Source organism: Kineococcus halophytocola (assembly GCF_041276425.1).
Taxonomy (GTDB): domain Bacteria; phylum Actinomycetota; class Actinomycetes; order Actinomycetales; family Kineococcaceae; genus Kineococcus; species Kineococcus halophytocola.
Genome location: NZ_JBGFTU010000011.1, coordinates 1 through 21560, shown reverse-complemented (window position 1 = coordinate 21560; position 21560 = coordinate 1). Strand labels below are relative to the sequence as shown.

Genomic DNA, 21560 nt, shown 5'->3' with positions numbered 1-21560 from the left:
CCGCTCAGACCAGGGCCAGCGCCCCCGCGGCCAGGACGGCGCCCACGGCCGAGCCCACCACGACCTGCGCGACCGTGTGCGCCCCCAGCCGGACGCGGGCCGCGGCGAGGACCGGGACGGCGAGCAGGACCGGCGCCGAGACCGGCACCAGGCCCACGAGCACCACGGTGGAGGCCGCGACGACCATCGCGTGCAGCGAGATCTTCCAGCGCCGCGAGACGGCCACCCCGACGAGGGCGCAGGCCGCCATGAGACCCAGGAACACCAGGGACGACGTCGCGCCGTCGAGCAGGACGAGGAGGACGGCGGCCAGCGCGGTCAGACCGGCGACCATCGCCAGCAGGGGTGGACGGTCCTCGCGGCGGGGCACGTGCAGGGAGGCGTAGCGCCCGCGCCGGACACCGGCGGTGACGACGGCGACGGGCACGACCGCGCACAGGACGGTGACGAGCAGACCGGACAGGGCTCCGCGCCAGGCCGGTGCCGTCGTGAGCGCCGAGACCAGGACGGGCATGACCGCGGCCAGCCACCAGGGGGCCAGCACCTCGCTGGCCACGTGGGCCCAGCGCGCCGGGCGCGCGGGAGCGGTGGGGTCCACGTCGCCTCCTGGGAACCGGGCGGGGCCTGCCACGTCGAGACCGGGCGCGGGGGAGGGCGGGCCCGGACGCAGAAGCGGCGCAGTCACCGGAGTGACTGCGCCGCAGGGCCTTTCTGCTGTGCGCCACCATGGACTCGAACCATGAACCCGCTGATTAAGAGTCAGCTGCTCTGCCAATTGAGCTAGTAGCGCGTACGAGAAGAACGTTAGCAGACCTGCACCGGTGCGACGAAATCCGGTCCCTGGGGGGAACGAGAGGGGGCGTGCCCCCCGGGGACCGGACGCGGTGGCCGGGTCAGTCCCGGGTCCACCACTCGTCGTCGGGCAATCCCTCGGCGGCCAGCAGCTCCGCGGAGTGCGGCCCGTCCGGCGAGGCCATGTCCATGATCAGGGACAGCGGGATGTGCTCGGAGAGCATCTCCATCACCGGTTCGGCGGCGCTGTCGGCCGACGGGGTCTTCTCCTGCGTCATGCATCCTCCCGGGGACTGGGCCACCCCCTCCACGTGGTGGGGGATGCACACGTCGTCGTCGCCCGGGGGCGGATCCTTGAGACGGGGCCCGGAGGAGGACCCGTCCGGCGCACCGGCGGGCGCCGCCGTCCCCGTCGTCGTCACTGCCCGTGCACACCGGGGTCCGCGCGGCGGGTCCCCGCGGGGGTCGCGGCGGGCACCCCGAGCCGTTCACCGGCCTCGCGCCGCACCGCGACGACGACCGCGATCCGTCGTCGCCGGCGGCGGGCGGCCGAGGCGTCGAGCGGGTAGCGGGTCAGCACCGGAGCGGTCATGGCCCGACCGTAGGGGCCGGGCCCGCGCGGGCGCATCGGCCGCGGGCGGTACCCGGGGATCACCCCTGGGGTTGACGTGGAGGGGGCACCCACCCGCCGTCCAGGTGGACGCGGGGTGCCCCGCCGCGCACAGTGGTGCGATGCGCGCCGCCGGAGCGTGGGGGATCGACCTCACCATGCCGCAGTCGCTGGTGCTCGCCCTGCACCTGCGCGACGCCGCGGGCCTGGACCCGCCGACGTCCCCGCTCCTGCCGGCGCTGCCGCCGCTGGACCCCCCGGTGCGCCGGCTGACGGCGGCCGGCGGGCTGTCCGGTCTGGACGCCGCCTCCCGGCAGTGGGCGGACTGGTGGGTCGAGCGGTTCCCCGGCGGTCCGGACGCGTTGACGTCGATCCTGCCGCCGGGCTACCCCGGTCTGCGGGGGCGCACCGAGCTGCGGGGCGTGGCCGAGCTCGGGATGGACGAGGCCGTCACCTGGTGCACCCGGGTCCGCGAGGTCGAGAAGCGCGTCGTCACCCGCTCACCCAGCGCGCTGTTCGAGACGAACCTGCTCGAGGAGGTCGAGCGCGAGCTCGGCCGGCGCATCCGGCCGTTCTCGCTGCGCGTCGTCGTGCTGCCCGTGGCCGGCGCCCACGCGTGGGACGTGCTGGGGCAGGCGGTGATCTCCCTGGGCCTGCGCGCGGACCGGGACGCCTACCTCACCTGGCTGCGCGAGCGGCTGGTCGAGATCGGCCGGCAGCGGATCGCGCGCAGCGAGGGGCAGAGCACCTGAACGACCGCCCGGCGCGCCGTGGCCCGCCGGAGCCCGGCGGGGGTCAGGGCAGTCGTGCCGCCACCTGCAGGCGGACGTAGTCCACCTCCGGTCGCGGCAGGCGCTGCGCGACCTGCCGGACGACCTCGGCGCGCCGCTCCCCGGGCAGCGGGTCGAGCACGGCCCCGAGGACGACGGCGGTGTCGCACCCATCGGTGTCACCACGTGGAGGGAGCCGTGGGTGCCCCGTCGCGGTCGTCCTGGCGACGTCGTGGGGACACCCACGGCTCACTCCACGACCTCGCCCTCGTCGCGCACGACGCGACGCCGGCCCCACGGCCGTTCCGACCTCACGATCGTCCCGCTCGTGTGGGTGTCGAGCACCGGGGCGCCGTCCGCAGACGCCGCGACACCGTGCCGCGCCGTTTCCTGCGGCCGGGGTGCGGCTCGGCCCTCAGTCGCCGGCACCTGGCCGACGTCGGTGCGCTGCTCGCAGGGCAGCACCCAGCACCGGGTGCAGGACGAGCGCGCAGGTGACTCCGAGGGCGACGGACAGCAGTCTCGGCTCAGGGAGCGCGTCGCGGAAGAACGAGATGAACAGGCCCGCGAGCAGACCGGAGGCCAGGGCCTGCACCACGCCGGTCCCAGGGCCGCGGCGAGCGGGTGACACCGAACCGCTGTCTCCACGGCGACCGGTAGCCATCAATTCACCCTAGGTGAGCTGACGAAGGATCTCGCGCCCACCGCCCCGGGTGAGGGACCTGGCGCGCCCGTCCCTTCCGCCTGGCCGTCGCGGCTCACCCGGCCCGCCTCGCCCGGTGAGTGCGGACCGCCGCCTCGACCACCTGTCCACCGAGGGCCTGCTGGCCTCCGCCGCCGCGCGACCTCGCACCACCGTCCTCGGTCGCGAGGCCTACCCCACCCTGGCCGACCGGGCCGCGGCCCTGGTGCACTCGCCGGCCCGCAACCACCCGCTGATCGACGGCGACGAGCGCCTGGCCTGGTCCGCCGCCCGCACCTCCTGCCCGCTCGAGGGCACCGATCTGATCGTGGACGTCGACGACGCGGAACACGTGGTCCTCACCGCGGCCGCCGGAGGTCTCGACGCTGCGGAAGCAGCCGAGGTGATCAGCCGGCACCTCGGGTGAAGCGCGCGCACGGTGCCGATCCCCGGGTGCTCCCGGCGCCGTCACGACTCCCGCTGACGACCCGGCGCGACACCGTGCGTCCTACGCTCCCGCCGTGGACCAGGACACGCTGCGCGCGGCCGCTGATGCCGCCTTCGAGGCCGCCTTCGAGCAGGACCCCACGTCCATCGCGGCCTGGCCCGACCCCCACGCCGACCACGAGCCCGACCCGCAGGAGTACTCCCGCTGCCTGGACCCCGCCAAGTACCGCGTCCTCGCCATCCGGGCCGGCGCCTGGACGCGAGTCCTCGCCGACGCAGGACTGGCCACCCCCGAGCCCGTCGACCTCACCCGGCCGGACGACACGTGGCGCGACGGCTCCCCCTCGGGGATCACCCCCATCCGGGCCCACCGACTGCGCCCGCACCAGCGCGGCGCCATCCCCCTGGTGCTGAGCTTTCGCGGCTTCGACGGCCCCGACGACAACCTCCTCACCATCAGCGCAGGCGAACCCGCCGTCCCCCTGGCCACCGTGCCCGCCTGCGGCTGCGACGCCTGCGACGACGGTTCCGAGCACCTCCTGGCCGAAGTCGACGAGCACGTCCTCGGCGTCGTCACCGGCGACTTCGTCCACGTCAGCACCCCCCGCCTCACCGCCTTCGGCACCAGTCGCGGCTGGCAGGCCAGCGCGACCGACGACGACGGCGACGGTCTCGGTCAGGTCGACCAGCTCCTCCAGGACGCCCGGGCAGGCCGCTCACCGCACCGCGTCGTCCACGGCGCCCGGTGGTGGTGACGCCCACCCACCGCCTGAGCGCCTCAGCCCCGGGAGCCACCGCGCGTCGCAGCCGACCGCGCGGTCATCCCGCGCACACCGCGCTCTTGGCGATGACCAGGGATGACCATGCGATGGCACATCGGCGCCAGTAGCGCCTCAACGGCGCCATGCCGAGCGTTCAGATCAAGGACGTCCCCGACGAGACGCACTCCGTCCTGCGCCGCCGCGCCGCCCTGGCCCACCAGTCCCTGCAGGAGTACCTCCTCGCCAAGCTCGTCGAGGAGGCCAGCACCCCCACCCTCGACGAAGTCCTCGAACGAGCCGGTGGCCGAGCCGGCGGCAGCCTGTCCTTCCGCGACGCGGTGAAGGCGGTGCACGACGACCGTGATCGTCGTTGACGCCAGCGTCCTCGCTCCCGCCCTGGCCGACGACGGCCCCGACGGCGACCGCGCCCGGGACCGGCTGCGTGGAGAGGTCCTCACGGCCCCCGACGTCATCGACCTCGAGGTGACCTCCGTCCTGCGCCGCACCGCGAACGGAGGTCACCTCCCCGAACGTCGCGCCGATCTGGCCCTGAACGACCTCCTCGACCTACCGCTGCGCCGCGCCGGCCACCGACCGCTGCTGCGCCGCTGCTGGGAGCTGCGCCACACCGTCACCAGCTACGACGCCGCCTACGTCGCACTGGCCGAGATGCTGGGCATCGTCCTGGTCACCGCCGACACCCGCCTGTCCCGTGCGCCGGGCATCACCTGTGAGGTAGAGGTTCTGCGCTGACCGCGGCGCAGCAGTCACTGCTGAGCAAGGCGCCATCGACGTCCGCACATGGCGAATGGCGCGAGGCCGGTCCCACGGCCGGTCCGACGTCGGAACGGCGGTGGGAACGGTGAGAACGTTGCTCTGATGGCCACCAGGCCGTTCCCACCGCCGTTCTCATCCCTGGTTCGACGTCACGGTCATCCCGCTGTCCAGGACGTCGATGACCCCACGACCGCGCTCGTGTCGAAATCGACCATCCTCAGCGTGGCGGCACCACTACCGCCCTGTCACTCTTGCTCAGGTGGCTCTTCCTGCCGGTCGAACGCTCTGCCCCCTGGTCGCCGTGCTGCTGATGGCGACCCTCCCCGGCTGCTCGGGCCAGGAGACCGGAGAGATCACCGTCGAGACCAAGCTGCACCTGTGCCGTGAGCAACAGTGTCGGGACCTACCGGCCGCAGGAGCCGAGGTCATCTTCTACTCCGGCGGCGACCAGGTCGCGACAGCCACTTTGAACGACGCAGGGCGCGTCACGCGGACCTTCGACACAGGGACGTATGCCGTGGACGTCTCGATGCCCGAGCTCGGCCTCCACATCACCCAGGACGAGACGCCTCCCGCCAGCCTGGGTGCCGGGGAAGGGCTCACCTTCGCCCTGGCCTTCCCCGGCGTGCTGCACCTGCAGCCCGACCCGTCCTGACGCAGCCCGACTCCACGACGTCACACGGTCATCCCGCGGTGCGCAGAGCGCACGGTCACCCCGCGGTGTGCGCGGTCCTGAGCCGGCAGCGACGTCGCGGTCGTGCCGGTACCCGCCGTCTTGGCACCGCCGACCGGATGGCACCTAGCCTGACGTGATGACCGACGACGAGCTGCTGGACGAGCTCGAACGGCGCCTGCGCAAGCACGTCGACCCCGAAGTCACCTACGACGGCGACGCCTTCGTTCTGCACCGCTGGGACGGCGCAGTCCAGGACCCACCCCTGCTCCTGCACGCCACCGCTGCCCAGCTCGCGCGCTCCTGCGACGTGGAGGAGAGCACCCGCGACGCCCTGTGGCCGAGCGCGCCCGTCCCGATCGCGGGCTTGAACCTGCTGCAGATGCACCTCGAACGCGTCGTGAGCCAGGCCCTGACCCGCGCCCCGCACCGCCGCCACGTCGTGCTGCACCCGCGCCTGGCCGTGCTCAGCGACCCCGCCGTTCCCGACGAGCCGGATCCACCCCGACCACCTCGCCCGCAGCGACCGGACGGGCGGCGCTTGTTCGCACACGCTCCCTTGGCCGGACAGACCTACACACCGCGTCCCCAGCCGCCGCCGGGCGGACGGTGCCACGCGATAGCGCGGACGAGGCGGCGGCATAGCTGCCTATCCGGTCATCCCGCGGATGGTGCGCAGTCGCGGCTGGGCGCGACTTCACGGCTCTGACGACGAGCGAAGCGGCGGAGCGCCGTTGGAGTGGTGCGTTCCATCCCGTTTCTCCGCGGTGAACGGGTTGCAACGCACCACTTCCGCGGTGCGGCACGTTTCGTCGCGGCGCACCGGCGACCACCCGGTCATCCCGCCCTCCGGGCGACGTCGCGGTCCTGGCGCCGAGCGGGACGACCGATCGTGTCCGGAGGTGCCCGGCGGGGTCAGACGGCCAGCAGACCGTCCTGGACCAGTCGTGGGACCAGGACATCGCGCACGGCAGGGGCCAAGACGTCGGGGGCTCGTAGGCCCGTACCGGTGATCCAGCGTGAGTCGGCCAGTTCAGCGGCCAGCCGAGGCGGCGCAGCGAGGCCGCAGCGGAAGACCGTCATCTGCATGGGCACTCCCTCCAGCGCGGCAGGCGCCCGCACCACCAGGTACGGCTGGACATCGAGAGGAGTCGTCGACAGCTCCTCCGACAGCTCGCGGGCGAGGGTCTGCTCCGGCAGCTCCTCGGCGTCCGGCTTGCCGCCGGGCAAGTAGAAGACGTGGGCGGCGGCGGTCTTGCTGACCGTCAGCAACCGTTGATCGACGAGAACAGCAGCTGCGACGACCTCCAGAACCACGACGGGCAGGGTAGAGGTCGCGGACCGATGGCCGATTGCGCGGTCATCCCGCGTCCGGGGTGGTCGGCGGGTGTTGCGAGCACGAGTCGCGGCACCCGCCGATCAGTCGAAACCGGGGAAGACCCCGTCAGGACCGGCAGACCCCGCGAGGTCCTACCAGTCCACGGTGGCGATGGACAGGTCGTTCCCCACCGAGGCCAGAACCTGGGCAGCTACCCCCGGCCCGGGCTCGCCCGCCCAGGACTCCGAGCTCACCGTCTGCGTCTCGGTCTCATCCCGGTCGGAGCGACGGACGCCCTCACCGGGAGCCCCCCGACCACGAGGGCCGTCGACCTCCCCACCGCGACCGGCGCGCGCCCGGGGACCCGGGGGAGGCTCAGACCCCACCACCGCCCCCGCGCATCCACGCGTTGCGCCCCATCGACCGCAACGCCGCGTCCTCGCCGTCGGTCTCCTGCTCCTGCCCGGCGCGCAGGGCGTCCTCGCGGCCGCGGGCCCTGCGCCGGCGCGCACGCCGCACCGCGAACGCGCTGAGTGCGATGACCACCAGCGCCACCGCGACCAGCACCAGGACGGACTCGGTCGTCATCCACCCAGCCTGCCAGCCACGAGACCGCCGGGCCCACCGACCCGGCCGAACCTCGTCGCCGGTCCACGGGTGCCGGCCGCGGCCGGGAGCGCGGGGCCACCGGCAGCGGGACCACGACGACGGTCGACCGCTCCTCGGCCGACCCCTGCGATGATCACCCCGCCCGCAGACCCACCGCCAGCACGAGCACGGCCGTGCTCACACCGGGAGCCGAGACGTTGTTCCGCCAAGTACCCGTCCTGCCCGTCGTGGTCCCGGTCGCCGCAGTGGCCTTCCTGGGTCTGCTCTGGTCGTTGCGACGGCGTGGCCGCCTGTCGCTGCCGCGGGCTGCCGTGGCCGCCGCTCTGTGCGTCTACCTCGCCGGCACCATCGCCAACACCGTCTTCCCGGTCTTCCTGGACAAGCCCACCGGCACGAGGCCGTGGTCGGCCTTCCTGAACGTCGTCCCCGTGGTGGGGTACGAACCGGCCGACTTCGCGATGAACGTCGCCGTCTTCGTCCCGCTGGGGGTGCTCGTGGCCCTGGTGGTGACCCGCCCCTCGTGGACGCGCGTGCTGGCCGTGGCCGCGGCCATCAGCGCGACCATCGAGGTCACCCAGTTCGTCACCGCCACGACCCTGGGCGGAGGTCACGTCGCCGACGTCAACGACCTGTTGTCCAACGTCGTGGGCGGTCTGCTCGGCGCCGGGCTGCTGGCCCTCCTCGATCGGGTGCCGGCCGTCCGCGCGGTGGTGGACCGCTTCCGCTGGCAGGACGGCTCCCCGGCCCGCTGAGACCCGTGGACGGGCGGGAGCGCTGGGCGTCGGGGTCTGCTGCACTGATCGGTGACACCTCATCACGCAGCAGATCCCGGTCATCCCGCCGTCAGGGCGGTCAGCCACCCCGCGGTCGAGCAGGCGAGCACCTCAGTGCCAGGCTCGACGTCCCGCCACCGTCAAGGTCAACACCACCTCTGCTCGCCGCAGGCCAGGGCCCCACTGCACCGGTGCGGTGGCGGTGAACGTCGCCGGCCCCGTGAAGTCGCCGGTGAAGTCCGCCCACACCCACCACCCGTTGAAGGGCAGACGCGATCCCCAGTCCTCCGGGTCCCAGCCCAAGGCTTTCGGCCGCGGCTGCCACGGCTGCTCTCCTGAGGCGCTGTCGAGCACCAACGCCGCCCCTGCTGAGATCACACGCTGCGAGACGGTCTGGACCACGGCGTAGCGCTCCACGCCGGAGGGGCTGGCGAAGTCCACGCTGACCGGGAAGGGCCACTCCTGCAGATCGTCGTGCTCGTCCCGGTCGTGCTGCAGCGACCGGTCCGGAGCGGCGATGAGCCCCACTCGTGGCAGAGGCAGGCCGGGACCGGCGCCACGCATCCGCACCGACGCTTCGACCGAGAAGCCGCTCATGCCGCCCAGGCTGCCGCACCGGCCAGACCTGCGGTGGGAGGAGTCCTCGAGAGCGGCGTCGCGCTCGTGGCGCGAGCCAGGACACCGACGACCAGGTGGTCTTGACGAAGAACGGGTGATCCCCCTGGTGCCGGGCTGACACGGAGAGGATCGTGTGTGACTAGCTGACGGAGGTGGTGGCGGTGCGCTGGGCTCGTCGAGGTGTCCACGACCTGGCCGCCTGGCTCACCAGCGCTCGCCGACCGGTGACCAGGAAGCCGGTGAAGCAGACCAAGGTGGCCCGGGAACTCACGTACCTCGACCCTCCCGATGGTGCTTCCGCCGGAGCGCGGCGACCTCGCTGACCAGGGAGGGCATCGACGCTCCCGTCGTGGTGCGCGTGGAGGGCACGGTCATCCCGCGCTGCACGCGGACGTCGTGGTCGTGCCGTTGGCCAGGACGTCGTGCCCGTGGGGATCGTGGTGCAGGGAACCTCACGAGACCCCGGAAGGGCCGCTGACGGAGTCGAAGTCCGAGGGAGTGCCCAACCACGCCGTCCGCCCCAGCGGCCACACCACCGCCAGAGCCCGACCGGTGACCAGCTCGATCGGGACGAACCCGCCGTAGGGCGCGTCGGGGTGGTAGCGCGAATCCCCGGAGTGGTCGCGGTTGTCGCCCATCACCCACAACCGGTCCGCCGGGACGGTGACGTCGAACGCCTCCCCGCACGGCGCCGCGCCGGGCTTGAGGTAGGCACCCTCGTCGATCCCGACCCCGTTGACGCTCACCCGGCCCTGGGCGTCGGTGCACACGACGTGGTCCCCGGGCAGCCCGACGACCCGCTTGATCAGGTGCTCCTCGGAGTGCTCGGGCAGCAACCCCACGAAGGTCAACGCCCCGGCGACGACCGTGCCGACCGGCCCGCGCCGGACGGGGGTGGTCTCGTCCAGCCAGTGCCCGGGATCGGAGAAGACGACCACGTCGCCGCGGTGCAGGGCGAAGGGGCCGGGGGTGAGCTTGCTGACGATGACCCGGTCGCCCTTGACGAGGGTGTCTTCCATGGACTCCGACGGGATGAAGAAGGCCTGCGCCAGGAAGGTCTTGACCACCAAGGAGACCACCAAGGCCACGGCCACAACCAGCACGACCTCGCGGACCGCGGCCACGAGCCCACCGGCCGGTGCGCGCTTCGACGCTGCCGGCGCAGGGGTGCTGGCGGTCTCATCGCCTGGACCGGGGCTCGTCACACCCTCGATCATGGCCGACCCGGCGACGGTCTGGCTCGACGGGCGCGAGGGGCCGCCTCGACGTCACGGTCACGTCGAGTTCCGGACGGATCGCTGGCTACCGCTCGCGCCGTTCGGCTCGGCGGTCGTGGAGGTCGGTGGTGACCACGAAGGGTCCCGCCAGGCCGACCAGGAAGAGGAGCAGCACGACCCCGTGGGGCACGCTCGTCTGCCACAGCACGCCGACTGCCGCGGGAGCGCAGACGAGCCCTGCGACGACGACCAGGAGGTCAGCACCACGCAGTGGACCTCGAGCTCCGAGGAGCGGCAGACGCCGATCACCCGCTCGACCCACCTCACGAGCACCGATCACCGCGCACAGCACGCACGCCGCCACGAGCAGGCCGAACCCCAGCGCCCTCACGTCTGACATCGTCGCCTGAACCAAGAACCAAGAACCAAGAACCGAGACCCAGGAACGCAGGAGGTGGTCACCGTGACGGCGGCCTTCAGGGCGCTCTCACCGTCGTCCCGCCGGCCACGACGGCGTCCGCACCGCGACGGAGAGCGGTGCAGGGCGTCAGGGCCTTGTGGACCTGCCGCGGTGACGATCACGCCACCGCGTTCCCGGACGCCCGGGGGAGAGGCCGGGTGGGACGACGAAGGGCGGCCCCGGGAACCGGGGCCGCCCTGCGTCTCGCCTGGGGTGAGTGACGGGACTTGAACCCGCGACTTCCTGGACCACAACCAGGTGCTCTACCAGCTGAGCTACACCCACCACGACACGTCCTGACCGGTGCTCCACCGGCGCACGTGACGGGACGAGGATACACGCGCGCGGGGCTGCCCCCGCACGCGGAACGGGTGGGGTGACCCGCCCGGCGCAACGTCCCCGTCAGGCCCCGGACGCGTCGGGCTTGAGCTCGAACTTCGCCCCGGCCGCCTTGGCCGTGTCCGAGTCCGGGCCGGGGTCGGGCACGAAGAGGACCTCGCGGTAGTACTTCAGCTCCTGGATGCTCTCGCGGATGTCCGCCAGCGCCCGGTGCCCGCCGTGCTTGCGGGGGGTGTGGAAGTACACGCGGGGGAACCAGCGGCGCGCCAGCTCCTTCAGCGAGGAGACGTCGATGAGCCGGTAGTGCAGGTGCTCGGTGAGCTCGGGCATGTCCCGGGCCAGGAACGCGCGGTCGGTGTGGACCGAGCTGCCCGCCAGCGGGGCCTTGCGCGGTTCGGGGACCCACCGGCGCACGTACTCCAGGACGAGCCGCTCGGCCTCGGCCAGCGTCGTGCCCGAGGGGATCTCGGTGAGCAGCCCCGAGGTGGTGTGCATGTCCACGACCACCGGGTCCATGTGCTCCAGGGTCTCGGCCGGGGGTTTGACGACGACGTCGACACCGTCGCCGAGCACGTTGAGGTCGGCGTCGGTCACCAGCACCGCGACCTCCACGAGGGCGTCGTCGGTCAGGCTCAGGCCCGTCATCTCGCAGTCGATCCAGACGATCCGGTCGGTGACCTTGTCGGTGCTCACCGGGGCAGCGTAGTGGGGCGCACCCCGGCCGGGCCGGTCGTGGGCGCGCGGTGGGCGGGCGGGGCGCGCACCAGCCCGTACCCTCGGGCCATGCCGGCGCCGCGAGTCCGCGTCCGCGCGCTGGCCCCCCTGACGGTCCTCGTCCTGCTCGTCTGCGGCGTGCTGAGCCTGACCGCGGTGACGGCCGAGGTGGGCTGGCAGGGGCTGCTGCCGGGGCTGGCGCTGGCCGCGGTCCCGGTCGGGCCGGTGCTGGCGACCGTGCTGTGGCTGGACCGGCACGAGGCCGAGCCGCCGCACCTGCTGGCCTTCGCCTTCGGCTGGGGGGCCTGCGTCGCCAGCCTGGGGGCGCTCGTCCTGAACACCGGGGCCTCGCGCCTGCTGGACCGCGCCGTGGGCGACGTGACGAACACGTCCGTCCTGGTGGCCCCGCTGGTGGAGGAGGCCCTCAAGGGGGTGGGCGTCCTGCTCCTGCTGCTGCGCCGGCGCCACCAGTTCGACGGCGTCGTGGACGGCATCGTCTACGCCGTCTTCGTCGGCGTCGGCTTCGCCTACCTGGAGAACGTCCTGTACCTGGGGCGCGCGCTGGGCGACGAGCACCCCGCCTCCCTGGTCGCGGTGTTCGTGCTGCGCTGCCTGGTGTCCCCGTTCGCGCACCCGCTGTTCACGATGGCCGTCGGGGTGGGGCTGGGGATCGCCGCGCGGCGCCGCTCGCCGCTGCGCCGGGTGGGCGCGCCGCTGCTGGGGTTCGTCGTCGCCGTCGTCCTGCACGCCCTGTGGAACGCCTCGGCGAGCTCGGGGGTGGCCTCCTTCGTGGAGCTGTTCCTGCTGCTGCAGGTGCCGGTCCTGGCGGCCGCCGTCGCCGTGGCCCTGGCCGCCCGGGTGCGCGAGACCCGGCTCGTCGGCCGGCACCTGCAGGTGTACGCGCGCACGGGCTGGCTGCAGGAGTCGGAGGTGCGGGTGCTCGCCTCGGCCGGGGAGCGGCGCCGGGCCCGCTCGCTGGCCGCCGCCCGCGGGGGCCGGGCGGCGGCGCGGGCGGTGCGGGAGTTCCAGGAGACCGCCACCGCGCTGGCCTTCCGCCGCGACCGGTTGCGCCGCGGGACGCTGGAGTCCTCCCCGGAGGAGGAGCTGGAACTGCTGGACCGGCTCGTCCGGCAGCGGCGCGAGGTCCTCGCCCTGCTGCCCTGACCGGCGCTGAGACGCACCTCACGTGTGAGGTGGGGCACGGGTGCCCCGTCCGGGCGGCGGCCCACCCGGCCCAGGCCGTAACCTCTGGTGGTCCGCAGGTCGACGACGAACGAGGGTGAGCCCGGTGCCCGCAGCGAACCGCTACGACGCAGTTCTCATCGGGGGCGGGGTCATGAGCGCCACCCTCGCGACGATGCTGGCCCAGCTGGAGCCGGACTGGTCGGTCCTGGTCCTGGAGAAGCTCGACACCGTCGGGGCCGAGAGCTCGGACATGTGGAACAACGCCGGCACGGGCCACTCGGCCCTGTGCGAGCTGAACTACACCCCGGCCACGGCCGACGGCACGGTCGACATCGCCAAGGCCGTCACGATCAACGAGCAGTTCCAGGCCAGCCGCCAGTTCTGGTCGCACCTGGTGGAGGAGGGCGTGCTGTCCGCGCCCGGGGACTTCATCAACGCCGTGCCCCACATGAGCTTCGTGCGCGGTGGGGACGTGGACTTCCTGCGGGCCCGGTTCGAGGCCCTGTCCCGGCACCCGCTGTTCGCCGAGATGGAGTGGGCCGACGACCACGCCGGCATCGCCGAGTGGGCGCCCCTGCTCGAAGCCGGCCGGGACCGCTCCGAGCGGGTCGCCGCCACCCGCTCGCTCAACGGCACCGACGTCGACTTCGGCGCCCTGACCAAGCAGCTGTTCGCCGGGGCCGCCAAGGGCGGGGTCGAACTCCTCACCGGGCACGCGGTCAAGGACGTGCGCCGTCGCGGTTCGGGCTGGACGGTCGTGGGGGACAGCTCCGAGGGCGGGTTCGCCGTCGCCACCCCGTTCGTCTTCGTCGGCTCCGGCGGGGGCGCGCTGCACCTGCTGCAGCGCAGCGGGATCCCCGAGGGGCAGGGGTTCGGCGGGTTCCCCGTCAGCGGCCAGTGGCTGCGGTGCACGAACCCCGAGGTGATCGCCCGGCACGGCGCCAAGGTCTACGGCCAGGCCGAGGTCGGCGCGCCGCCGATGTCCGTGCCGCACCTGGACACCCGGTACTCCCACGGCGAGAAGGCCCTCATGTTCGGCCCCTACGCCGGGTTCTCCCCGAAGTTCCTCAAGCAGGGCTCGTTCCTGGACCTGCCGCTGTCGGTCCGGCCGCACAACCTGCTGCCCATGCTGGCGGTGGCGCGCGACAACGTCTCGCTCATGACCTACCTGGGCAAGCAGATCGTGCAGTCGATGGACCAGCGCCTGGACGCCCTGCGGGTCTTCTACCCCGACGCCCGCGCGCAGGACTGGGAACTGCTGACCGCCGGCCAGCGCGTGCAGGTCATCAAGAAGGGCCCGCGCGGCGGGGTCCTGCAGTTCGGCACCGAACTCGTCCACGCCGCCGACGGGTCGGTCGCGGCCCTGCTGGGCGCCTCCCCGGGGGCCTCCACGGCGGTCGCCGTCATGCTGCGCCTGCTGGCGCAGTGCTTCCCGGCCCACCAGGACCGCTGGCGCGACCGGCTGCGGACGATGGTCCCCTCCTACGGCACCAAGCTGTCCGACGACCACGAGCTGCTGACCCGGACGCTGGCCCGCACGGCCGACGTCCTCAAGCTGGCGGCCTGAGCCGGGACCCGACGAGCGCGTCGACGGCGGCGTCGACGCGCCGGGTGAACTCGCTCTCGACGCCGGCGACCTTGCGGGCGAACGGTGCCCCGTCGGCCAGCGCCGCGTCGACGTCGGCCACCCCCAGGACCCGCGGGTGGGCGTCGGCGGCGGTCGGGAAGACCGTGAACGAGGTCGCCCCCGCCACCGTCCGCAGGTCCGGGCGGGCGGCCAGCACGGAGTGCACGAAGGCCTCGTCGGGCAGCAGGGTCGTGGCGAACCAGCCGCCGACCGCGGGGTCGGCGGCGGCCTCGACCACGGCGCTCACCGCGGCGCGGGACAGCACGCACCAGAACGAGCCCTTGACGTAGGGCACGGGCGACCCGCCCCGGCGCGGGTGGTGGGCCACCCACGTGCGTTCCCCGGCCCGGCTCACCCCGGCGGGCAGTCGCAGGCGGCGCGAGAGACCCGCCAGCCCCGACCACACGGGCCCGAGCCCGTCCTGGGCGGGCAGCGCGTGCCAGCACCCCCGCCAGCGCGCGGAGTGGTCGCGGGGGTCGCGGCGCAGGACGGCGTCGACGCCGACGAGACCGGCCTCCCAGGCGGTGAGGTCGGTGACGGGGTGGTCCTGGCCGGAGACCAGGACGACGTGGTCGGGGTCCCACCGCCGCTGGGCGGTGGTGAGGGCCTGCACGGCCGCGGCGGTGAGCGACCAGTCGCCCCAGCGCACGGCGATGTCGCTGCGCAGCACCGCGACGCCCAGCGCGGCGGCGTCCGCGTCAGACAGCAGGGCACCGGCGGAGCGGACCAGGACGTGCGAGTGCGGGGCCAGCTCCCGCAGGCGCCGCACCCGGGCCGCGACCTCGGCCGGGCCGGTGTGGGCCATGACGACGTACGCGACGCCACCCATCGAGCGAGACCTTCCCCGGAAGTCCCCACCGGCGGGGACGAACTGCGTCACGATGCACCGTGGACGACACCACGTGCAACACGGGGTGACTGTGACGTCACGGGAGGTTGATGTGCCGGTCTTCACCACCACGTTGGGTCTGCACGGCAGGACCGCGACCGGGCTCGAGGTGCCACCGGAGGTCCTCGAGGAGCTCGGCGGGGGGCGTCGCCCCGCGGTCGTGGTGACGCTGCGCGGGCACGCGTACCGCACGACCGTGGGTGTCATGGGCGGTCGCGCGCTCGTCCCCGTCAGCGCCCGGGAGCGGGCCGCCGCCGGCGTCGCGGCCGGGGACGTCCTGGAGGTCCGCCTCGAGCTGGACACCGCCCCGCGCACCGTCGAGGTCCCCGACGACCTCGCCCGCGCCCTCGACGCCTCCGGCGTCCGGGCGGCCTTCGACGCGCTGTCCCCGTCGCAGCGCAAGGCCCACGTCACCTCGGTCGAGGGGGCCAAGGCCGAGGCGACGCGGGCCCGCCGTGTCGAGAAGGTCGTCGCGGGGCTGACCGGCTGACCGGGGACCCGCGGTGGGACCCTGGGGGCGTGCCCCGGGGACCTCCCGGGGCGGACACGGACGGGGGGAGGAGCGGGCGTGCGCTGGGGTGTGCTGCCCTCACCGCTGGGGGACCTCACGGTCGCGCGGACGGACCGGGGCCTGGCCGGCGTCTGGTTCGCCGACCACCGCGGCGGGCACCGCGTCGGCCCCGGGGACGAGCGCGACGACGACGCCTTCGCTGACGTCCGCGGGCAGCTGGGGGAGTACTTCGCGGGCACCCGCACGACCTTCGACCTGCCGCTGGACCCGCCCGGGGACGCGTTCGCCCGCCGCGTGTGGGACGCCCTGACCCGCGTCCCCCACGGCCGCACGACGACGTACGGGCAGATCGCCCGCACCCTCGGCGGGATCGGGCACGCCCAGGCCGTCGGCGTCGCCAACGGCCGCAACCCCCTGTCGATCGTCGTGCCCTGCCACCGCGTCGTGGGCGGCGACGGGGACCTCGTCGGCTACGCGGGCGGGTTGTGGCGCAAGCGGTTCCTCCTGGACCTGGAGCAGCCCGCCGACGAGCGGCTGTTCTGACCCCGCCCGGACGCGGGTCTGCCAGGGTGGGCCGGTGCTGCCCGGACTCACCTGCCGACCGCTCACGACCGACGACGTCCCCGCCTGGGCCGACCTGCTCGACCGGGCCGCCGCGGTCGACCGCCCGCACGTCCGGGACTCCCCGGAGTGGCTGCGGCGCACCCTGACCGCCGACGGGTTCGACGCCGCCACCCAGAGCCTGGCCGGGGTCGACGCCGACGGGGTCCTGCGCGCGGTCGCCGTCGTGGAACTGCGGCTGGGGGACCTGGCCCACCTGCGCCTGCCGTGCGACGGGGTCGTGGACCCCGACCGGCGCGGGCGCGGGGTCGGCCGGGCCCTGCTGGCGTGGGGGGAGCGCGCGGCGCGCGAGCGCGTGGCGCGCCGCCGCCGGGACCTCGGCCGTGACGTCACCGCCGACCTGCAGGTGTGGGCCGGCGAGCACCGCGACGACGTCGCCCGGCTGTGCGCCCGCGCCGGGCTGAGCCCCCTGCGGTACTTCAGCACCATGCGGCGCACGCTGCCCACCGACCAGGTGCCGCCGGAACCGCAGGTCCCGCCGGGGCTGCGGCTGGTGCGGTTCGACGAGCACGGCACGGCCGGGCTGCGCGAGCTGCACAACGCCGTGTTCGCCGACCACTGGGGGTCCCAGCCCCTCACCGAGACCGACTGGCAGCGGTTCGTCGTCGGCAACCCCGAGTTCCGGCCCGCGTGGAGCTGGGGCGTGCTCGACGCGGACGGGGTGCTCCTCGCCTACGCGAACGTCTACGCCCACGAGTCCGACTGGCCCACCCTCGGCTTTGCCCAGGCCGACCTCGGCACCCTCGGCGTGCGGCGGGAGGACCGCGGGCGCGGGCTGGCCCAGGTGCTGCTCGCGGCCGTCGCCCGGCGCGCGCACGAGGTGGGGATGGCCGCCGTCAGCCTCGACGTCGACGGCGAGAACCCCTCGGGCGCGGTCGGCCTGTACGAGCGCGCCGGGTACGTGCGGGTGCACGGCGACGTGCTGCACGCGAAGGGCCTGTGAGCCCGGACCCCTACCCGAGCAGGCGCCGGACGTGCTCGACGATCGCGTCGGCCGCGGCCTCCACCTGCGCGAGGGTGCGCTCGAAGTCCTCCCGCCCGCCGTACCAGGGGTCGTCGATGTCCAGGTCGGCCTCGTCGGCCACGGAGTCCAGGCCGGGGGCGGCCGGGTCGAACGAGCGGTACATCCGCACCCGCCCCGCCGACGCCTCGTCCGGGGCCTGCGTCCGCAGCCACCGCGCGTGCCGGGACGTCATGGCCAGCAGCAGGTCCCGGTGCGCGATCTCCTCGCGCGTCACCTGGTGCGCGCGGTGGCGCGGCACCTCGTAGCCGTGCTCGCGCAGCACGCTCGCCGCCCGCCGGTCGACGGGGTTGCCGTCCTCCTCCTCGGAGATCCCCGAGGAGTCCACGACGACGCGGTCCTCCAGGCCCGCCGCGCGGAAGCGGTCGCGCAGGACGACCTCGGCGATGGGGGAGCGGCAGATGTTGCCCGTGCAGACGGTCATGACGCGCAGCGGTTCGGACGGGGCGTTCGCCTGGTCGGTGGTGCCGGGATCGGTGCTCACCTCAGACAGTCTGCCGACCTCGTTGCCCGGTGACTCTTGTGGGTCGGCTGTGCGTGGTGGAAGCTCACGCTCAGCAACGCAACCACCACGGAGGCTCACGCATGGGGACCAACCCACGGCGCGGGGGGCTGCTCGCCCTCGCCGCGCTCTCGGCGACGGCGCTCGCCGTCCCGGCCACCGCCGCCTCGGCCGCGCCCACCGGCCCGCAGGCCCGCAGGCCCGGCAGAACGTCCCGACCGACGTCCGCCTCCTCGACGGCGACTACAAGGGCGGGGCGGCGCTGCCGTTCACGGCCGCGGCCGCGCAGAAGCTGCGCGCCGCGCAGGACGCGCGGGGCCGCAGCACGCTCGCCGCCCCGCAGAGCTCCGGTGCCGACCTGCAGGTGGGGGACCGGAAGGACTGGCTGTCCCTCGTCGACGGCGGCGTCACCCCCGACGGGGAGGAGGTCGCCGGCGGCATCGACGTCCGCGGCTACACGCTGCGCGGGCTCGGGGACCACCTGGAGGTCTGGGTCGCCGACGACCTGAGCTTCCCCGACGGGGACTGCCGCAACACCCTCGACGGGGGCGCGCTCACCCGCGTCACCGACGAGCAGGCGCAGAGCTTCGCCGACGAGTTCGACGAGAACGTGCTGCCGAAGGAGTCCGAGGCCTTCTCCGTGGCCCCGGACCGCGACGGCACGAACGGTGTCGTGGACCAGCTGTTCCCCGACGCCGGGTACCCGGCGGACCACTGGGCCGGGAAGGGCGACCGCACCGTGGCCCTCATCGACAACGTGCGCGACCAGAACTACTACGACCCAACGAACGTCAACGGCCGCACGTACATCGCCGGGTTCTTCTTCTCCACGTTCAACGAGCTGCTCGACCGCAACGTCATGACCATCGACGGGTTCGACTGGCTGCACCGCACCGGGACCAACCCGCCGGACGACTCCGCCGACCCCGGCTACCTGGCGTGCGCGGAGTACCTGGGCCGGCCCGGACTGGGTGAGCCCAGCCCCCGCACCTACGAGGGCACCTTCGCCCACGAGTACCAGCACCTCCTGCACTACTACGCCGACCCCGACGAGGTGAACTGGGTCAACGAGGGCCTGTCGGACTGGGCGCAGACCCTCGTCGGCTACGTCGACCCGACGATCCCGCTCGACGACCCCGCGGCCGACAACCACCTGGCGACGTTCTACGGCTGGAACCCGCAGCAGAGCTTCGGCGGCCCCGAGCAGTCCCTCACCCAGTGGGGCGACCAGGGCGACCCGGAGACCCTGGCCGACTACGGCGCGACCTACGCGTTCATGTTCTACCTCTACGACCACTTCGGCGGCGAGGAGTTCATGAAGCTGCTGCACAACGAGCCCGACAACGGGCTCGTGGGTCTGCAGAAGGTGCTGGACCGGACCGGGAACCGGGTGCGGGCCACCGACGTCGTCCACGACTTCCTGGCGATGAACGCGGTCGACGCCGCGATCGACGGCGGGGCCCGGGTCAAGCGCGGCGACGCCGGCCGGCTCACCACCGACTCGCTGTCGGCGACGATCAACTGGGACACCCCGCAGGCGTACGACTCGCCCGGGGCCCCGGTCAACGGCGCCGACTACGTCCGGCTGCGCACCCTCGACGGCTGGCTGAGCGACGGGTTCGTCGACTTCACGGGCGCGAAGAACTACCCCGTCTCGCCCGTGGAGTGGACCGCGCAGGACGGCGACCTCGTCTCCGGCAGCGGGGACAACCTGGACCGCGCGGTCGTCCGGACGTTCGAGATCCCGGCCACCGACCCGACCGTGACGCTGGGCCTGGACCTGGACACCGAGGAGGGCTACGACTACTTCTACGTGCAGGTCTGGGACGCCGCGACGGGCACGTGGGTGAACCTGCCCACCGAGGGGGCGGACGAGAACACCGGTGGCCTGGACGGCACGTTCGAGGGGGAGAAGACCTTCGACGCCTCCCGGTTCGCGGGCCAGACCGTCGACGTCGCCCTGCGCTACGTCACCGACGGCGGGGTCTCCAACCCCGGTGTCACCGTCACCTCGGTGAGCGTGGGCGGTCAGCCGGTGGCCGACGCCGGTGACCTGTCGACGTGGAAGTCGCTGACGCAGGCCCACCCGGTCCCGGTGGCCGGCTGGACCGTGCAGCTCGTCGGGTACGACGGCAAGCGCGCCTCGGTCGTCAAGCTGCCGACGGTCCAGACCCCGTGGGGCTGGAAGACCGTCGCACCGGTCAAGTTCACCCTCGGGTTCCGGCCCGACGTCGCCGCCGTCCTCGTGACCGCGGACGACCCGACGGAGACGGCGCCGTCCTACGCGCCGTACCAGTTGTTCGCCAACGGGGTGCTGCAGCCCGGTGGTGGTTCGGGCGCCTGACGCCCGGCGCAGCGAGGGCCCCGGAACCGCACCGGTTCCGGGGCCCTCGTGCGTGCAGGGCGGGGCGGGGTGGGTCAGACGACCGCGAACACCACGTACCCGGCGACGGCCAGCGTGAGGACGAGGACCGAGAGCACCGTGGGGTTGCGGTACCAGCCTGCCTCGCGGGGGACCGCCCGCACGTCGGCCGGGGTGAGCGACCACACCAGGCCCCGCAGGTCGGCCTCCGGGCGCGGGGTCCCGCCCCGGGAGATCAGCCAGCCGACGAGGACGGCCACGACGGTGGCGACCCCGCCGCCGAGGAAGCTGGACCCCTGCCCCGACAGCGACAGGACCCCGACCTGGTTGAGGACGAAGACGAACACCGCGCTCACCGTGCCCGACAGCAGCCCCCAGAAACCGCCGTTGCCGGTGAGCTTCCTCCAGAACAGCCCGAAGGCGAACACCGCGAACAGCGGGACGTTGAAGAAGGAGAACAACGTCTGGATGTAGTCCATGATGTTCGTGAACCCGGCGGCGATGAACGCCGTCCCGATCGCCAGCGCCGTCCCGATCACGGTGACGAACCGGCCCACCTTGAGGTAGTGGACGTCGTCGCGGCCCGGGCGCAGCCAGTCCTGCCACAGGTCGTAGGTGAAGACCGTGTTGAACGAGCTGACGTTGGCCGCCATCCCGGCCATGAACGCGGCGAGCAGACCGGCGAGCGCGACGCCGAGGAACCCGCTGGGCAGCAGGTCGCGCAGCAGCAGCGGCACCGCGTCGTTGTAGGTCGCATCGCTCGGCAGGCCGCGCTTGAGGTTCTCCACGCCGGGGATGAGCACCGCGGCGATCATGCCGGGGATGATGATGACCAGGGCGATGAGGACCTTGGGGATCGCGGCGATGAGCGGGGTGCGCTGGGCGGCCGAGGCGTTGCGGGCCGAGAACGCGCGCTGCACCTCGGTGAAGTTCGTCGTCCAGTACCCGAAGCTCGTGACGAACCCCAGCCCCAGCACGACCCCGAACGTCGAGCCGATGGAGGAGCCGATGCCCGTGAGGTCCTGACCGGGGAAGGCCTGCAGCATGTTCGCGTCACCGTTGGCGGTGAGCTGGTCCACCAGGCCGTTCCAGCCGCCGACCCGGTGCAGGCCGACGAGGGTGATCGGGACCATCGTCACGACGATGACGAAAAACGGCTCTCCTGACTGATGTGTGAGCCTTCAGCGGCCCCCGCGACCCGGTAGTGGCGGACAGAACCCACCCAGCGCCAGCATCGCCAACCCCACCAACGGCGCCGCCGAATGGAACCCGAACGCCACCC

The 21560-nt window shown here is 73.6% G+C and carries 26 protein-coding genes and 2 tRNA genes; 15 read left to right on the top strand and 13 right to left on the bottom strand.

All coding sequences use genetic code 11. The features are described from left to right. Positions 1-4: 4 nt before the first annotated feature. The 4 genes from AB2L27_RS10955 to AB2L27_RS10940 form a co-directional block, all read right to left on the bottom strand. On the bottom strand, positions 5-598 hold the full coding sequence (locus tag AB2L27_RS10955; protein WP_370441503.1) for a phosphoesterase PA-phosphatase: 594 nt from the start codon (positions 596-598) through the stop codon (positions 5-7). Positions 599-717: 119 nt separating this feature from the next. After that, a tRNA-Lys gene (locus AB2L27_RS10950) sits at positions 718-790 on the bottom strand. Positions 791-893: 103 nt separating this feature from the next. After that, positions 894-1070, bottom strand: coding sequence for a hypothetical protein (locus tag AB2L27_RS10945; RefSeq protein ID WP_370441502.1), 177 nt, complete (start codon positions 1068-1070; stop codon positions 894-896). Between the two features lie 140 nt (positions 1071-1210). Then, positions 1211-1384, bottom strand: a complete 174-nt coding sequence (locus tag AB2L27_RS10940; protein ID WP_370441501.1) for a hypothetical protein — start codon at positions 1382-1384, stop codon at positions 1211-1213. 140 nt (positions 1385-1524) lie between these two features. Between AB2L27_RS10940 and AB2L27_RS10935 the strand changes: the two genes are divergently transcribed. The 7 genes from AB2L27_RS10935 (at position 1525) to AB2L27_RS10905 (ending at position 6221) form a co-directional block, all read left to right on the top strand. Further along, a complete protein-coding gene (locus tag AB2L27_RS10935) occupies positions 1525-2154 on the top strand; it encodes a hypothetical protein (RefSeq protein WP_370441500.1) in 630 nt (209 codons plus the stop codon). Between the two features lie 797 nt (positions 2155-2951). After that, the gene (locus tag AB2L27_RS10930; RefSeq protein ID WP_370441499.1) at positions 2952-3281 is read left to right on the top strand and encodes a type II toxin-antitoxin system death-on-curing family toxin; all 330 of its coding nucleotides are present in this window, start codon (positions 2952-2954) and stop codon (positions 3279-3281) included. A 94-nt stretch (positions 3282-3375) separates the two neighbouring features. Beyond that, the gene (locus AB2L27_RS10925; RefSeq protein WP_370441498.1) at positions 3376-4056 is read left to right on the top strand and encodes a DUF6226 family protein; all 681 of its coding nucleotides are present in this window, start codon (positions 3376-3378) and stop codon (positions 4054-4056) included. A gap of 149 nt (positions 4057-4205) precedes the next feature. Beyond that, positions 4206-4436 (top strand): FitA-like ribbon-helix-helix domain-containing protein, encoded by a 231-nt coding sequence (locus AB2L27_RS10920; protein WP_370441497.1) that lies wholly within the window; start codon positions 4206-4208, stop codon positions 4434-4436. Then, positions 4423-4815, top strand: coding sequence for a type II toxin-antitoxin system VapC family toxin (locus AB2L27_RS10915; protein WP_370441496.1), 393 nt, complete (start codon positions 4423-4425; stop codon positions 4813-4815). The genes AB2L27_RS10920 and AB2L27_RS10915 overlap by 14 nt, the downstream gene beginning before the upstream one ends. A gap of 325 nt (positions 4816-5140) precedes the next feature. After that, the gene (locus AB2L27_RS10910) at positions 5141-5494 is read left to right on the top strand and encodes a hypothetical protein (protein ID WP_370441495.1); all 354 of its coding nucleotides are present in this window, start codon (positions 5141-5143) and stop codon (positions 5492-5494) included. 157 nt (positions 5495-5651) lie between these two features. Further along, positions 5652-6221, top strand: a complete 570-nt coding sequence (locus tag AB2L27_RS10905) for a hypothetical protein (protein WP_370441494.1) — start codon at positions 5652-5654, stop codon at positions 6219-6221. A gap of 206 nt (positions 6222-6427) precedes the next feature. On the opposite strand, the gene AB2L27_RS10900 is transcribed toward AB2L27_RS10905, so the two are convergent. Together AB2L27_RS10900 and AB2L27_RS10895 are read right to left on the bottom strand one after the other, a co-directional pair. Then, the gene (locus AB2L27_RS10900) at positions 6428-6829 is read right to left on the bottom strand and encodes an NUDIX hydrolase (RefSeq protein WP_370441493.1); all 402 of its coding nucleotides are present in this window, start codon (positions 6827-6829) and stop codon (positions 6428-6430) included. Positions 6830-7205: 376 nt separating this feature from the next. Further along, complete coding sequence (locus AB2L27_RS10895) at positions 7206-7418, bottom strand: hypothetical protein (RefSeq protein WP_370441492.1); 213 nt, start codon at positions 7416-7418, stop codon at positions 7206-7208. A 194-nt stretch (positions 7419-7612) separates the two neighbouring features. Here AB2L27_RS10895 and AB2L27_RS10890 point away from each other — a divergent pair, with 194 nt between their 5' ends. Next, entirely contained in the window at positions 7613-8191 is a 579-nt protein-coding gene (locus AB2L27_RS10890) for a VanZ family protein (RefSeq protein WP_370441491.1), read from the top strand. 132 nt (positions 8192-8323) lie between these two features. Here AB2L27_RS10890 and AB2L27_RS10885 read toward each other — a convergent pair whose 3' ends face one another. Together AB2L27_RS10885 and lepB are read right to left on the bottom strand one after the other, a co-directional pair. Continuing rightward, entirely contained in the window at positions 8324-8809 is a 486-nt protein-coding gene (locus AB2L27_RS10885) for a hypothetical protein (RefSeq protein ID WP_370441490.1), read from the bottom strand. Between the two features lie 473 nt (positions 8810-9282). After that, on the bottom strand, positions 9283-9897 hold the full coding sequence (gene lepB, locus AB2L27_RS10880) for a signal peptidase I (protein WP_370441628.1): 615 nt from the start codon (positions 9895-9897) through the stop codon (positions 9283-9285). On the opposite strand from lepB, the gene AB2L27_RS10875 reads away from it, so the two are divergent. Beyond that, a complete protein-coding gene (locus AB2L27_RS10875) occupies positions 9848-10444 on the top strand; it encodes a hypothetical protein (RefSeq protein WP_370441635.1) in 597 nt (198 codons plus the stop codon). The genes lepB and AB2L27_RS10875 overlap by 50 nt on opposite strands. A 272-nt stretch (positions 10445-10716) precedes the next feature. Here AB2L27_RS10875 and AB2L27_RS10870 read toward each other — a convergent pair. Beyond that, positions 10717-10792, bottom strand: a tRNA-His gene (locus AB2L27_RS10870). A 117-nt stretch (positions 10793-10909) separates the two neighbouring features. Continuing rightward, on the bottom strand, positions 10910-11539 hold the full coding sequence (orn, locus tag AB2L27_RS10865; RefSeq protein WP_370441489.1) for an oligoribonuclease: 630 nt from the start codon (positions 11537-11539) through the stop codon (positions 10910-10912). Positions 11540-11629: 90 nt separating this feature from the next. Between orn and AB2L27_RS10860 the strand changes: the two genes are divergently transcribed. Next, complete coding sequence (locus tag AB2L27_RS10860) at positions 11630-12724, top strand: PrsW family intramembrane metalloprotease (protein WP_370441488.1); 1095 nt, start codon at positions 11630-11632, stop codon at positions 12722-12724. Positions 12725-12839: 115 nt separating this feature from the next. Then, a complete protein-coding gene (locus AB2L27_RS10855; protein WP_370441487.1) occupies positions 12840-14312 on the top strand; it encodes a malate:quinone oxidoreductase in 1473 nt (490 codons plus the stop codon). Here the strand turns inward: AB2L27_RS10855 and AB2L27_RS10850 are convergent. Further along, positions 14296-15201, bottom strand: coding sequence for a hypothetical protein (locus AB2L27_RS10850; protein WP_370441486.1), 906 nt, complete (start codon positions 15199-15201; stop codon positions 14296-14298). The two genes, AB2L27_RS10855 and AB2L27_RS10850, sit on opposite strands and share 17 nt — an antisense overlap. A 112-nt stretch (positions 15202-15313) precedes the next feature. On the opposite strand from AB2L27_RS10850, the gene AB2L27_RS10845 reads away from it, so the two are divergent. The 3 genes from AB2L27_RS10845 (at position 15314) to AB2L27_RS10835 (ending at position 17336) form a co-directional block, all read left to right on the top strand. Continuing rightward, positions 15314-15751 (top strand): YdeI/OmpD-associated family protein, encoded by a 438-nt coding sequence (locus AB2L27_RS10845; protein ID WP_370441485.1) that lies wholly within the window; start codon positions 15314-15316, stop codon positions 15749-15751. 78 nt (positions 15752-15829) lie between these two features. Continuing rightward, entirely contained in the window at positions 15830-16315 is a 486-nt protein-coding gene (locus tag AB2L27_RS10840; protein ID WP_370441484.1) for a methylated-DNA--[protein]-cysteine S-methyltransferase, read from the top strand. A gap of 34 nt (positions 16316-16349) precedes the next feature. After that, entirely contained in the window at positions 16350-17336 is a 987-nt protein-coding gene (locus tag AB2L27_RS10835; RefSeq protein ID WP_370441483.1) for a GNAT family N-acetyltransferase, read from the top strand. 10 nt (positions 17337-17346) lie between these two features. Here AB2L27_RS10835 and AB2L27_RS10830 read toward each other — a convergent pair whose 3' ends face one another. Then, positions 17347-17838: a low molecular weight protein-tyrosine-phosphatase gene (locus AB2L27_RS10830; protein WP_370441627.1), complete on the bottom strand. Its 492-nt coding sequence runs from the start codon at positions 17836-17838 to the stop codon at positions 17347-17349. Between the two features lie 109 nt (positions 17839-17947). On the opposite strand from AB2L27_RS10830, the gene AB2L27_RS10825 reads away from it, so the two are divergent. Further along, entirely contained in the window at positions 17948-20260 is a 2313-nt protein-coding gene (locus tag AB2L27_RS10825; protein WP_370441482.1) for a peptidase M6, read from the top strand. A 74-nt stretch (positions 20261-20334) separates the two neighbouring features. On the opposite strand, the gene AB2L27_RS10820 is transcribed toward AB2L27_RS10825, so the two are convergent. Further along, entirely contained in the window at positions 20335-21417 is a 1083-nt protein-coding gene (locus AB2L27_RS10820; protein ID WP_370441481.1) for a sodium:solute symporter family transporter, read from the bottom strand. Between the last annotated feature and the right edge of the window lie 143 nt (positions 21418-21560).

What these genes read in the sequence shown, in the direction of transcription:
- AB2L27_RS10945 (WP_370441502.1), bottom strand. Translation starts at nt 1,070, where the DNA reads ATGACGCAGGAGAAGACCCCGTCGGCCGACAGCGCCGCCGAACCGGTG.
- AB2L27_RS10940 (WP_370441501.1), bottom strand. Translation starts at nt 1,384, where the DNA reads ATGACCGCTCCGGTGCTGACCCGCTACCCGCTCGACGCCTCGGCCGCC.
- AB2L27_RS10935 (WP_370441500.1), top strand. Translation starts at nt 1,525, where the DNA reads ATGCGCGCCGCCGGAGCGTGGGGGATCGACCTCACCATGCCGCAGTCG.
- AB2L27_RS10920 (WP_370441497.1), top strand. Translation starts at nt 4,206, where the DNA reads ATGCCGAGCGTTCAGATCAAGGACGTCCCCGACGAGACGCACTCCGTC.
- AB2L27_RS10905 (WP_370441494.1), top strand. Translation starts at nt 5,652, where the DNA reads ATGACCGACGACGAGCTGCTGGACGAGCTCGAACGGCGCCTGCGCAAG.
- AB2L27_RS10895 (WP_370441492.1), bottom strand. Translation starts at nt 7,418, where the DNA reads ATGACGACCGAGTCCGTCCTGGTGCTGGTCGCGGTGGCGCTGGTGGTC.
- AB2L27_RS10885 (WP_370441490.1), bottom strand. Translation starts at nt 8,809, where the DNA reads ATGAGCGGCTTCTCGGTCGAAGCGTCGGTGCGGATGCGTGGCGCCGGT.
- AB2L27_RS10875 (WP_370441635.1), top strand. Translation starts at nt 9,848, where the DNA reads ATGGACTCCGACGGGATGAAGAAGGCCTGCGCCAGGAAGGTCTTGACC.
- AB2L27_RS10860 (WP_370441488.1), top strand. Translation starts at nt 11,630, where the DNA reads ATGCCGGCGCCGCGAGTCCGCGTCCGCGCGCTGGCCCCCCTGACGGTC.
- AB2L27_RS10850 (WP_370441486.1), bottom strand. Translation starts at nt 15,201, where the DNA reads ATGGGTGGCGTCGCGTACGTCGTCATGGCCCACACCGGCCCGGCCGAG.
- AB2L27_RS10830 (WP_370441627.1), bottom strand. Translation starts at nt 17,838, where the DNA reads ATGACCGTCTGCACGGGCAACATCTGCCGCTCCCCCATCGCCGAGGTC.